10 protein-coding genes and 3 tRNA genes are annotated in these 12388 nt (G+C 70.0%); 6 read left to right on the top strand and 7 right to left on the bottom strand.

The window, feature by feature from the left end:
* From ACFQW8_RS01615 to orn, 5 genes are all read right to left on the bottom strand, one after another.
* Positions 1-453: hypothetical protein (locus ACFQW8_RS01615; RefSeq protein WP_380085235.1), on the bottom strand; the 453-nt coding region annotated here is incomplete at its 3' end.
* Positions 454-1440: 987 nt separating this feature from the next.
* Positions 1441-1513: transfer RNA gene (locus tag ACFQW8_RS01610), tRNA-Lys, on the bottom strand.
* 97 nt (positions 1514-1610) lie between these two features.
* A complete protein-coding gene (locus ACFQW8_RS01605; RefSeq protein ID WP_380085233.1) occupies positions 1611-2255 on the bottom strand; it encodes a copper resistance CopC family protein in 645 nt (214 codons plus the stop codon).
* Positions 2256-2321: 66 nt separating this feature from the next.
* Positions 2322-2394: transfer RNA gene (locus ACFQW8_RS01600), tRNA-His, on the bottom strand.
* Positions 2395-2441: 47 nt separating this feature from the next.
* Positions 2442-3128, bottom strand: a complete 687-nt coding sequence (orn, locus tag ACFQW8_RS01595; protein WP_380085232.1) for an oligoribonuclease — start codon at positions 3126-3128, stop codon at positions 2442-2444.
* Between the two features lie 37 nt (positions 3129-3165).
* On the opposite strand from orn, the gene ACFQW8_RS01590 reads away from it, so the two are divergent.
* Together ACFQW8_RS01590 and ACFQW8_RS01585 are read left to right on the top strand one after the other, a co-directional pair.
* The gene (locus tag ACFQW8_RS01590) at positions 3166-4347 is read left to right on the top strand and encodes a PrsW family intramembrane metalloprotease (protein WP_380085231.1); all 1182 of its coding nucleotides are present in this window, start codon (positions 3166-3168) and stop codon (positions 4345-4347) included.
* Positions 4347-5579 (top strand): M20 metallopeptidase family protein, encoded by a 1233-nt coding sequence (locus ACFQW8_RS01585; RefSeq protein WP_380085230.1) that lies wholly within the window; start codon positions 4347-4349, stop codon positions 5577-5579. Before ACFQW8_RS01590 ends, ACFQW8_RS01585 begins: the two co-directional genes overlap by 1 nt.
* On the opposite strand, the gene ACFQW8_RS01580 is transcribed toward ACFQW8_RS01585, so the two are convergent.
* Positions 5567-6244, bottom strand: coding sequence for a 4'-phosphopantetheinyl transferase family protein (locus tag ACFQW8_RS01580; RefSeq protein ID WP_380085229.1), 678 nt, complete (start codon positions 6242-6244; stop codon positions 5567-5569). The genes ACFQW8_RS01585 and ACFQW8_RS01580 overlap by 13 nt on opposite strands.
* A 135-nt stretch (positions 6245-6379) precedes the next feature.
* On the opposite strand from ACFQW8_RS01580, the gene ACFQW8_RS01575 reads away from it, so the two are divergent.
* Positions 6380-7087 (top strand): GAF and ANTAR domain-containing protein, encoded by a 708-nt coding sequence (locus tag ACFQW8_RS01575; RefSeq protein WP_380085228.1) that lies wholly within the window; start codon positions 6380-6382, stop codon positions 7085-7087.
* A 151-nt stretch (positions 7088-7238) separates the two neighbouring features.
* Complete coding sequence (locus tag ACFQW8_RS01570) at positions 7239-8309, top strand: glycosyltransferase family 1 protein (RefSeq protein ID WP_380085227.1); 1071 nt, start codon at positions 7239-7241, stop codon at positions 8307-8309.
* A 324-nt stretch (positions 8310-8633) separates the two neighbouring features.
* Here the strand turns inward: ACFQW8_RS01570 and ACFQW8_RS01565 are convergent.
* Positions 8634-8707, bottom strand: a tRNA-Arg gene (locus ACFQW8_RS01565).
* Positions 8708-8832: 125 nt separating this feature from the next.
* Here ACFQW8_RS01565 and ACFQW8_RS01560 point away from each other — a divergent pair.
* Positions 8833-10548: a dynamin family protein gene (locus ACFQW8_RS01560; RefSeq protein WP_380085226.1), complete on the top strand. Its 1716-nt coding sequence runs from the start codon at positions 8833-8835 to the stop codon at positions 10546-10548.
* Complete coding sequence (locus ACFQW8_RS01555) at positions 10545-12248, top strand: YfjP family GTPase (RefSeq protein WP_380085225.1); 1704 nt, start codon at positions 10545-10547, stop codon at positions 12246-12248. Before ACFQW8_RS01560 ends, ACFQW8_RS01555 begins: the two co-directional genes overlap by 4 nt.
* Positions 12249-12388: the final 140 nt, after the last annotated feature.

Raw genomic sequence — 12388 nt, 5'->3', positions numbered from 1 at the left:
CTTGGTGGTGCCGTCGGGGTAGGCGGTGATGCTGCCGGACGTTTTTGGGGCGGTGACGGTCACGTTCAGCACGACTGCCGAGACGCCGGTGGTGGGGACGCCGCCCTTGCCGGTGGCTTGGAGGTGGACTGTTCCGCCGGCGGGTACCGGGCCGGGTGCGCCGATTCCGGACCGGGTGTCCAACACCCGGGAGGGGGCTAGTGGGCTGTAGCCGCCGGCGGTCGGGGTTCCGGAAAGGTAGTAGCCGGCGATGTCCGCGATGAGTTGGACGGTTCCGCTGGAGTTGTTGCTCAGGGCGATCTTGCCGTTGGCGCCGATCTTGGCGATGACGAGGTTGGGGATGGTCTGGTTGGCGACGAAGTTGAGGTTGGAGGCGGTGGGCTTGGTGGTGCCGTCGGGGTAGGCGGTGATGCTGCCGGACGTTTTTGGGGCGGTGACGGTCACGTTCAGCACGACTGCAGAGACGCCGGTGGTGGGGATCCCGCCCTGGCCCGTGACTTGGAGGCGGGCTGTTCCGCCGGCGGGTACCGGGCCGGGTGCGCCAATTCCGAACCGAGTGTCCATAATCCTGGCTGGAGCCAACGACACATACGACCCCGGGGCGTCAGACGAGGCGGTCAGCGCGGCAAGAGTCGCGCTCAAAGGCGCAGCGCTCACATCGACCGACATAGACGCGGAAGCTTGCCCGGTCACCGCTACAGACCCAGTTCCAGCGAGCGCGATAGCCAACACGGCAACGACCATCCGACTTACCAAGCGACGCCGAAACTGACCCATGTGAACACCCTCAGCGAGACCCGGGAAGTAGCTAAGCACAACGTACAAGGCGCCTACGGCCGGCGGGCCCCATTTCGCAGAGTCTCAAGACGTGATCGGCGTGTTGGTGCGCCCACACTCGAAATGGGGCCTAACTGGGCGGATACGGTCTGCGCCTTCCCCGTCCAGACACGTTGTTGGGTGCCGCTTCTCGTCCAAATGCGGGCGTCTTTCGGTGGCTGATGCAGGCTGGTGGTCGGTTCCCCTAGCCCGCAAGAGACCCCGAACCACCCAGGACGCCTAGGGCCCGCCCGACTGCGGTCCGTTGGAGTGCCAACCTGCGGCGGTGGAAGTGTGGAGGCCGACGACCTACCCGACCCCAAAGTCGGACGGCTTCCGGACGGAAGGAGGGCCATGCGCTCCCGGGCTGAGACCGGGGTTGCGTTCGGCCATCAAGGACTCGAACTCCGAACCTTCGCGTTAAGAGTCAGCTCGCACGACAGTGCCAGTCACCACTCAAGAGCGCTCGATGGCGCACGTCAGTGCTCGACAGTTCCTTCGCGTTGCTGCTCATCAGTGGCCTGCCGCCCTCCAAAACCGGGGATAAACCGGGCGTTCAAGGCCAAACGTCGAGAACGACGAGCACGGTCGGGCCGCAACAAGGCTGTGACCAACAACAACGAGTGCGCCATCAGGGACTCGAACCCCGAACCCGCTGATTAAGAGTCAGCTGCTCTGCCAATTGAGCTAATGGCGCGCGAGCGGAGACATTATCAGGACTCGCGCCCGGTCGCGAAATCGATCCCGGCAAGCACCGTGGCGGCGAGGCGGGGACGGCCTCGTGCCAGCGTTGCTCAGGCCTGGGACTCGTCGCGCCTCACGGCGTAGAAGGTGGCGGCGATCGCTCCGACAAGAGCCACGAAGACGATGAACCAGACCCACAGCGGGGTGCCACCGGAGTCCTCCGTGTCGGCTGACGCGGGGGCGGCGCCGGTGGCCTCGGAGGCCGCTGGCGGGCTCGCGAGCGAGGGGCTGGTGGACGCGCTCGGGGTGGCTGCGCCGGAGGCGCTGCCCGAGGGGGACTCGGACGGAGTGGCGCTCGGGGAGCTGGGCGGGGCCGCGGGGTCGCCGGCCACCGTGAAGCGCGTCGACCCAGAGATCGGGTGGGAGTCCGCGCTGACGACGCGGTAGACGACGTTGTAGGTCCCGGCGGCGATGGGGTCGCCCACCGGGAGGGTCACCTTCGCCCCCTGCGTCGATGCCTTCTCGCCCACGACCTCGCCGCCCTCGCCGTCGGTGACGCGCACCGTGACGAACTGAGGGTTGATCGGCTCGTTGAAGGTCAGCACGATCTCCTGCGGAGACGCTGGCACTGACGCGCCGTCGGCGGGGGAGATCGAGATCAGCCGCGAGTGGGCGCTCGCCGGCAGCGCCCCGAGAGTCAGTCCCGAGAGTGCGGTGAGGAGCAGCAGGACGAGTCCACGCGTCGTCGTTCTCATGGGCCCATCTTGCACACCGAGTCTGGACATGACGAAAGCCCCTGCGGTGCAGGGGCTTTCGAGCGGGGTGAGTAACGGGACTTGAACCCGCGACATCCGCCACCACAAGGCGGCGCTCTACCAGCTGAGCTATACCCACCAAGGCACTGCACGGCATACACATCAGTGGAGCCGAGGCAGCGCGAACTATCGTACCTGCTCGCCAGGCGTGCTCTTGACCAGACCGACGGGGCCGCTCGACACCGGCTCGGAGTGGTCGACGACGTGCTGGGCAGCGATGGCGCGCAGCTCGTCGGTCCCGCGTCCGGGAGGGTCGACGAACACGGCGGCGCGGTAGTAGCGCAGCTCCGCGATGGACTCCCGGATGTCGGCCAGCGCCCGGTGACCGCCGGACTTCTCGGGGGCCGCGAAGTAGGCGCGGGGGAACCAGCGCCGCGACAGCTCCTTGATCGAGGAGACGTCGATGATGCGGTAGTGGAGGTGCTCCTCGAGCTCGGCCATGTCCCGCGCCAGGAAGCCGCGGTCGGTCGCCACCGTGTTGCCACCCAAGGGCGCCTTGCGGGGCTCGGGCACCCACTCGCGCACGTAGTCGAGGACCCGCTGCTGTGCCTCCTCGATGCTCACCCCGTCGGCGAACTCGTCGATGAGCCCCGAGGACGTGTGCATCTCGCGGACGAAGTCACCCATCTGCGCCAGCGCCTCGTCGGTCGGCTTGATGACGACGTCGACGCCTTCGCCGAGGATGTTGAGCTCGAAGTCGGTGACGAGCGCGGCCACCTCGACCAGGGCGTCGTTCTCGAGCGAGAGCCCGGTCATCTCGCAGTCGATCCAGACGATGCGGTCGGTGAGGGCTCGGTCGGGGGCTGAGGACATGGCCTCCACTGTATGGCGCTGCACTAGGGTCGCGGACATGAGTGGGGAGCAGGCCGTCGCCATCGGTCCAGCCGTGCCCTCGGGGCCGGATCGCACGCGCGCAGGCGCGCATCGGGGGAGGTCGTTGATCCGGCGCTGGGTGCTCATCGGCGTCGCAACCCTGGGCTTCGGAGTCGCCGCGCTCGCCGTCGCCGTCGCCATCGGGGCCGCGGCCGGAGTCAGCGCGACCCTGCTCGGGCTCGTCATCGCCATCATCCCGCTGGGCATCGTCGTCCCGACCTTCATGTGGCTCGACCGCTTCGAGTCCGAACCGACCCGCTACCTCTGGATGGCCTTCCTCTGGGGCGCCCTCATCGCCGTCCTCATCGCCATGACCCTCAACACCGCAGGCCAGCTCGTCCTGTGGGGGTCGATCCCGCAGGACGAGTCCCTCGCGCTCACCGCCGTGTTTGTCGCGCCCGTCGTGGAGGAGGCCGCCAAGGGTCTGCTCATCCTCCTGGTGTGGCGCTTCGCCCGCCGGGAGTTCGACGGGATCACGGACGGGATGGTGTATGCCGGTGTCACGGCTGCCGGTTTCGCGTTCACCGAGAACATCCAGTACCTCGCCCTCGCGTGGGCCGAGCACGGCCAGGACGGGCTCACGGCCACGTTCATCGGCCGCTGCCTCCTCTCGCCCTTCGCCCACCCGATGTTCACGATCTGCACCGGTATCGGGATCGGCGTCGCCGCGATGTCACGCCGCGGCTGGGTGCGGTGGGTCGCGCCGCTCGCCGGCTTCGTCATCGCGGTCATCTCGCATGCCGTCTGGAACCTCGCAGCCGTGAGTGGCGGTGAGGGACTCATCGCCGTCTACCTCGTCGTCGAGGTCCCGCTCTTCCTCGCGTTCCTCGGCTTCGTCGTCTGGGTCCGTCGCCGTGAGGGCCGCCTCATCGGCCAGTTCCTCAACGCCTACTCGGACGCCGGCTGGCTGTCCTCCGCCGAGGTGGCGATGCTCGCGTCGATGCCGCGGCGACGTGAGGCGCGGCAGTGGGCGAGGGCCAACGGTGGCCGACCCGCTCTGCGGTCCATGGAGGACTTCCAGGACGCGGCGAGCGAGCTGGCGCTGCTCCGTCGACGCATGCACCACTCGGCCGCGGATGCCCGGGCCCTCGAGGACGAGCGCGAGCTGCTCGCCACCCTCGTGGCGCGACGACGCGAGTTCGCCGGCCAGGTCCTCTGATGGGGCCGCACCCCTCCGTCCTCGAGCTGTCGCAGTCCCTGGCGCCCGAGCTGGTCAGCCTGCGCCACGACCTGCATCGTCATCCCGAGCTCGGCAACGACCTGCCGCGCACGCAGCAGGCGGTGCTTGACGCGCTCGAGGGCGTCGACCTCGAGATCACCGTGGGGCAGAGCCTCAGCAGCGTCGTCGCGGTGCTCCGTGGTCGCGGCGGTTTGGGCGATGGGGGCGAGCGACCCGTCGTGCTCCTGCGAGGCGACATGGACGCGCTGCCCGTCACCGAGACCACCGGCCTCGACTTCGCCTCCGAGCGCGACGGACTCATGCACGCCTGTGGCCACGACCTGCACGTCGCTGGTCTCGTCGGTGCAGCCCGCATCCTGCACGAGGTGCGCGACCACCTCGCCGGCGACGTGGTCTTCATGTTCCAGCCGGGCGAAGAGGGCCCCGGAGGGGCCGAACCGATGCTGCGCGAGGGACTCCTGGACGTCGCCGGACGGCGGGTCGACGCGGCATACGCCATTCATGTGTATGCCGCGGAGCACCCCCGCGGTGTGTGGTTCGGTCGCCCCGGCCCCCAGATGGCCGCGGCCGACGAGGTGCTGATCACGGTTCAGGGCAGGGGCGGTCACGGCTCGCAGCCGCAGTACGCCCTCGACCCCGTGCCCGTCGCGTGCGAGATCGTGCTGGCTCTCCAGACCATGGTGACGCGGCGGTTCGACGTCTTCGACCCCGTCGTCGTCACGGTCGGTCGGATCAGCGCGGGCACGGTCAACAACGTCATCCCCGACACCGCCGAGATCGAGGCGACGCTGCGGACCTTCTCGCCGGAGCACCGCGACAAGGCGCACGCCGAGATCCGACGGGTGGCCGAGCACGTCGCCGCAGCGCACCACCTCACCGCCTCGGTCGATATCGGCGGGGGATACCCCGTGACGGTCAACGACGCGGAGGAGTTCGGCTTCGCGCAGGCCACCGTCGTCGACCTCTTCGGCGCGGAGCGCTGGGCCGACATGGTCAACCCTGAGGCGGGGGCTGAGGACATGTCCTTCGTGCTCGAGGAGGTGCCCGGCGCCTACCTCAACGTCGGCGCCTGCGTCGTGGACGACCACACGAGCGCAGACGACAACCATTCTCCGCGGGCGGCATACGACGACTCGGTCATCCCGGACATGGCCGCCCTGCTCGCTGAGCTGGCGTTGCGACGCACCGCCGCAGGAGCTCAGCCGCGCTGAAGCCGCACCGTCAGCGGCCGGCTCGTGAGGACGGCGACGGCGGCACGGTGGTCAGCACGACCGACGTCGAGGTCGCTGACCTGCATCGGACCCGGGAGGTGCTGGGCCGCCTTCCACTCGAGCAGCTCGGCGGGGGCGTCATGGGCGGACACGACGACCTGGCTGGGGTCGACCACGAGACCGTGCCCGGTGGCCTTGAGGATGGCCTCCTTGCGCGACCACAGCTGGGCACGCACACCGAGGAGGGCGTCGCCGTGCAGGTGGGCCAGCCGGGCCGCCTCGGTGGGGTCGAGGGTCACCGAACCGAAGCCGTCGAAGTCCGCGGACTCGAGGTCCTCGACGTCGACACCCACCTCGCCCAGGCGGGTCACGGCCGCCACGGCCATCCGCTCGCCGTAGGACACCGACACATGGACGTCACGCATGCCGACGACGTGGGGCTTGCCGTGCCGGTCGGTGCCGCACGTGGCGCACCGCCTCTCGAAGTCGATCGCCCGGGGATCCATACCGGTCTCGTCCGCGACGAGGCGACGCAGGAGGGCGTGGGCGGTGACGAACGGATGGGGATCCGCGCGGCGTTCGGCCCGCTCGCGCTCGCCGGCGTCGAGCAGGTCGAGCAGTCGCTGGTCGTCGACCACCTGGGTGGCCCGGATCGCGACGGACATGGCCCGATCATCGCATCTCTCCTGGCCGAGTCCACGGCGTCGCTGGACCAGGCCGAACCACGTGGCGCTCGACGCCTTCTCGCCTCGATCGCGGTCTCGGTCCGAGGCGGGGCTGCGAGGCGTGATACTTGACCCATGACGACCCCAAGCTCGCGCGAGACGACCTCAGCCTTCGCCTCCCTGGCGCAGCTGGTCTACACCGGCAACGGACCGGACGACGTGCTCGGCGCGATCTGTCGTACTGCGGTCGAGATCATCCCCGGCGCCGACCACGCCTGCATCTCGACGCTGCACAAGAACCAGCAGCTGGTGACCCGGGCCGCGAGCGACGACGTGGCCGCCCTGATGGACCGGCTCGAGTCCGAGGCGCACGAGGGGCCTTGCCTCGACAGCATCGTCGAGGACTCCGTGCAGCACGACCCGGACATCCGCAGCAACAGCAAGTGGCCCCGCCTCGCCGAGCTGACCCTGGCCCGCTCGACGGTGCGAGGGATGCTCGGCTACCAGCTGCTCGACGGTCTGAGCGGACGGGCGGCACTGAACGTCTTCTCCGAGACCCCCGATGCGTTGACGCAGGAGTCCGTGGACGTCGGCGCGGTCCTTGCGGCCTTCACCTCCGTCGCCCTGGCCGCGGCGGAGCGTGAGGCCAGCGCCGACAACCTCCGCCGGGGGCTGCACAGCAACCGTGAGATCGGCAAGGCCGTCGGACTGCTCATGGCGGCCCACAAGGTCGGCGACGAAGAGGCCTTCCAGATCCTTCGCAGTGCTTCCAGCCGGACGAACACCAAGCTCGCCGACCTGGCAGAGCGGATCAACGCGAGCCACCGCGACGGCCTGACCTGACGCGCGCTCCACGGGCACCAGTTCGGGTGGGTGATCGTCCGGACACCGCAGGGGGCGTTAGGTTGGCTGGACGTCCACGGCGGTCAAGAAGCGTGCCGTCTGCCCATCGGTCGCGCGACCATCCCCGCGCGCCTCGTCACGAAGGTCAGCCGTGATCAACGTCGCCTCGATTCCCTCTGCCCACGTCTACGTCAGACACCTGGCACACCCGTCTGCCGGAGCAGGCTCGGTCGTCCGCCTGGCCGATCCACCTTCCGGCGAGTCGGCGGACTCCCCGTGGTGGCCGCCGCGCATGCTGAGCCGGACGTGGATCTGCGAGCACGCCGCCGAGTTCGACGTCATGCACATCCACTTCGGCTTCGACGCCCTCTCTCCCGAGGACCTGGAGGACGTGGCAGCGGCCCTGCGAGAGCACGACAAGCCGTTGGTCGTCACCGTCCACGACCTGCGCAACCCGCATCATGACGCCGCGCTGCTGCACGACGCGCAGCTCGGTGTCCTCGTCGACGCCGCCGACGCCCTCATCACCCTCACCCCGGGGGCTGCGGCGGAGATCCGCCACCGCTGGGGGCGGGAGGCGACCGTGCTGCCTCACCCCCAGGTGGTGCCCGACGAGTGGCTGGTCCGGGACCGTCCGGAGCGTGGCGAGTTCGTCGTGGGAATCCATGCCAAGAGCCTGCGCGCCAACATGGACCCGTCGCCGCTCATCGACGCCCTGGTGACAGCACTTCCTGGTATGCCGGGTGCGCGGCTGCGCGTGGACGCCCACACCGACGTCATGACTGCGGGCTTCGTGCGTCACGACGCAGGGTTCTCGGAGCGTGTCACCTCCCTGGCCCAGCAGGGACTTCTCGAGCTGCAGGTGCACGACTACTTCTCCGACGACGAGCTCTGGGCGTACCTTCTCGGGCTCGACGTGTCGGTCCTGCCCTACCAGTTCGGCACCCACTCGGGCTGGCTCGAGGCCTGCCACGACCTCGGGACGTGGGTCGTCGCCCCGGACTGCGGGTTCTATGCGGAACAGCGACCCACCCTGTCGTACTCCGCCACCGGGCCCACGCGGCTCACGTCCCTCGTCGACGCCGTGCGCAGCGCTCACGACCGGTGGCTGTCCGGTGAGAGCGCGTCACGGGCCACCGCCACCGAGCGGCACGCTGAGCGCGTGAGCCTCGCCCGAGCCCACGAGGCGATCTACTCCGCGGTCCGGACCCTGGCTGCGTGAGCCCACGCTGACCTTCAGAGCGCGCTCAGCCGCCGTGGCCGAGGTCGAGCCAGCGGCAGCAGAGATCTGTCGACACGGTCGGTCCACGCCGCCGGACGGTTGCCGGCTCCTCCGCGAGGAGCGTGTCGGTCGTTTTGCACCCATCGACTCGGGTAGGCAGTCAGTGCACGTCGTCCGTCTCCAACAGCGTGGGACGGGCGGCGTGCCTCCACGGTGGATCAGCCATGCCTCGAGCCCGGCAGCCCCCGACCAGCAGCGGCAAGGGTCGTACACCTCTGGGCGAGCCCAGCGGTCAGGCAGCGGGCAAGCCACACGGTCACACGGTGCCCCCGGCGTGACTCGAACACGCGACCTAGAGATTAGAAGGCTCTTGCTCTATCCAGCTGAGCTACGGGGGCTGATCGAGAAGGGAGTCTAATGTCCGGTGGCGGCCGACCGTCGTGGACCGACGAACGACAACAACGCAGGTGGGAGCGTCGGCACGTCGGCGTGCGGCACCTCGCCACTTCGTTAGGCTGAGCGCGTGACCACATCCGAGACGACCGAGGCGAGTGTCCTTGTCGAGGCCGTGACCGGACTGCGCGACGCCGTCGAGTCCTCCGTGCTTCCACTCAGCACCCCCGGTCAGGCACGCGGCGTCACCGTACGCCGCGAGCTCATCCAGCAGCTCGACGACTACGTCCTGCCCCGACTGCGCTCCATCGACGCACCGCTCCTGGCGGTCGTCGGAGGGTCGACCGGCGCCGGCAAGTCCACTCTCGTCAACTCGATCGTGGGAGCCCAGGTGAGCCGCTCCGGCGTGCTCCGCCCCACCACCACGAGCCCGGTGCTCGTGCACCACCCCCAGGACCGGAAGTGGTTCGCCGACCAGCGCATCCTCCCCAGCCTCGCCCGAGTCACGGGTGGCCCCGGCGAAGAGTCGGCGCCGGGCACGGTGCGGCTCGTCGACTCGTCCTCGCTCCCGGCAGGCATGGCCCTGCTCGACGCACCTGACATCGACTCGGTCGTCCACGCCAACCGTGAGCTCGCCGGCCAGCTGCTGGCCGCCGCCGACCTGTGGCTCTTCGTGACGACTGCGGCCCGTTATGCCGACGCCGTGCCCTGGGACCTGCTGCGCACCGCCGCCGAGCGAGGCACCGCCGTCGCCATCGTCCTGGACCGCATCGCGCCCGAGGCCGTCGACGAGATCCGCCCCCACCTCGCAGCCATGTTGCGCGAGCAGGGGCTCCCGACGGCCCCGATCTTCACCGTGCCCGAAGCCACGCTCTCGCCCGAGGGCTTCCTCCCGCCCGAGGCCATGGGCCGGCTCAAGGCCTGGCTCGATGCCCTTGCCGGAGATGCCAGGGCCCGCTCCGTGGTCGTGAGCCAGACCCTCAAGGGCGCGATGAGCTCACTCTCGGGCCGCACGTCCACCCTCGCCGAGGTGTCCGACGAACAGGCCCTGGCGGCCGAGGCGCTGAAGAGTGCGGCCTCCGGCAACTACGAGCGCGCGACCCAGGGCGTCAAGGACGGCATGACCGACGGCACCCTGCTGCGCGGCGAGGTGCTCGCGCGCTGGCAGGAGTTCGTGGGCACCGGCGAGTTCTTCCGCCAGATCGAGTCGACCCTGTCCAAGTGGCGCGACAAGCTCACGGCTGCCGTCAAGGGTCAGCCGGCTCCCGCCGAGGACCTGGGCGAGGCGCTCCAGTCGGGCGTCGCCAACCTCCTCGTCTCGCATGCGTCTGCGGCATCGGCCGACACGGCGCGTGAGTGGCGTCGCCTGCCCGGTGGGGACACCCTGCTGGCCGACCACCCCGAGCTGGCCAAGCCGTCCGCCGACTTCAACCCACGCGTCGAGGCCATGGTGCGCCAGTGGCAGGGCGAGGTCTTCGACATCGTCCGCAACGAGGGCGGCAACCGACGCACCAACGCCCGCATCGCGGCATACGGCGTCAATGGCATCGGACTGTTCCTCATGCTCGTCTCGTTCGCTGCGACCGGTGGGCTCACCGGCGCCGAGGTGGGCATCGCGGGCGGCACGTCCGTGCTGGCCCAGCGCGTTCTCGAGGCGATCTTCGGGGACCAGGCCGTGCGTGAGATGGCGGCCAAGGCGCGAGCGAGCCTGCTGGCCCACGTCGCCGAGCTCTACGAGACCGAAGAGCAGAGGTATGCCGCAGTCGTCGCCTCCGTGGGTGACACCGCAGAGCAGTCGGCCGCGCTCCACGCCGCAGCGAACCGCGTGCGCGAGGTCTCCGCATGAGCCCACTGCGCATGGGCAGCGCCACGATCAAGGGTGTGTCCGCCGAGTCGCTGACCGCTGCCTCCACGTCGCTCAGCGCCGCCATCGACAGTGGCGGCTCCGAGCTGCCCGCCGCGCCCGTCGCCAAGGCCGCGGCCGTCGTCACCAAGGTGGGGGAGCGGACCTCGCTCGTCGGCGGTCACACGGTCGTCGCGCTGGCCGGCGCCACGGGTAGTGGCAAGTCGTCCCTCTTCAACCAGCTTGTCGGCTCCGACGTCGCCACCGTCGGAGCGCGCCGCCCCACCACGTCCAAGCCGGCCGCAGGCGTCTGGGGCGACGAACCCGCCGGACCACTGCTCGACTGGCTCGGTGTCGCGACCCGGCACCACGTCGCCGCTGACCAGATCAGCGACAAGGCCAGTAACAAAGCCAGTGACAAGGCCGGCAACACAAGGATCGGCTCCCTCGACGGGCTGGTGCTGCTCGACCTGCCCGACTTCGACTCCCGCGAGACCTCGAACCGGGTCGAGGCCGAGCGCGTCCTCGAGCTCGTCGACGTGTTCGTCTGGGTCACCGACCCGCAGAAGTATGCCGACGCGCGCCTCCACGACGACTACGTCTCCGCGCTGGCGACCCACGACGCCGTCACCATCGTCGTGCTCAACCAGGTCGACCGCCTCAGTGACGCCGAGGTCGACCAGTGCGTCACCGACCTCACCCGGCTCATGGCCCGCGACGGCATCGCCAAGGCCACCGTCATCCCCACCTCGGCCCGCACCGGCGCAGGCCTGGACGTCCTGGGCCAGCGACTCAGCAACGCCGTCTCCGGCTCGAACGCCGCCAGGGCCCGGCTGGCTGCGGACGTGCGACAGTCGGCTGCCGCCCTGCGTCCTGGGGTGGCCGACTCCGAGCCGGCCATCAAGGCCAAGGGGGAGGGCGAGCTCGTCGACGCCCTCGCCCGGGCCGCCGGTGTCCCGACCGTCGTGCGGGCCGTCGAGCGCGACTACTCGATGCAGGCCGTGAGCCACACCGGGTGGCCGATGACGCGATGGGTGCAGCGCCTCCGACCGCGACCGCTGCGGCGGCTGCGCCTCGACCCGGGTCGTGACGACATCAGCGTGACCCAGGCCGATGTCCGTTCTGTGCTGGGCCGCTCGTCCCTGCCGCCGCCCACGCCGGCGGCACGCGCCGCAGTCGACCTCGCAACCCGACGGCTCGCCGACAAGGCTGGTTCGACGCTGCCCACACCGTGGGCCGACGCCATCGACGTCGCCGCTGCGCCCCCCGGCCATGCGATGTCGGACGCCCTCGACCAGGCCGTGATCCACACCTCGCTGCGTTCGCGCACTCCCGTCTGGTGGCGGGTCGTCGGCTTCGTCCAGATCCTGCTCGCCCTTGCTGCACTCGCGGGGGCACTGTGGTTCGTCGTCCTCTGGGTGCTGGGCTGGCTGCAGTTCCCCAGCATCGAGACTCCCATGTGGGGGCCCCTGCCGTGGCCGTTCGTGCTGCTCTTCGGCGGGATCGCGGCGGGTCTGCTGCTCGCGCTGGTCTCACGCTTCCTCGCGGGCATCGGAGCCCGACGTCGAGGAGCGGTGATCAACAAGCGGCTGCGCGACTCCATCTCGGTCGTGGCCGACGAGCGGGTCCTCTCGCCGGTGACGGCGGTCCTGGAGCGGCATCGCCAGACGCGCCAGCACATCGACACGGCCGCGAAGGTCTGACCCCTTCCACGCACAGGCCGCTGTCCACAGCGCAGCGGTCCAACCGGGGCTGTCCACAGATCCGCGACTCAGGGTTGTCCCGTCGATCCGCCTTCCCGAGGCTGGCTCCAGCGCACCGCACGAGCGGTGCCTGATCAGCA

Source organism: Knoellia altitudinis (assembly GCF_042666355.1).
Taxonomy (GTDB): domain Bacteria; phylum Actinomycetota; class Actinomycetes; order Actinomycetales; family Dermatophilaceae; genus Knoellia; species Knoellia altitudinis.
Note: the sequence above shows the minus strand (reverse complement) of the source record. Positions and strands in the feature narration are given on the sequence as shown.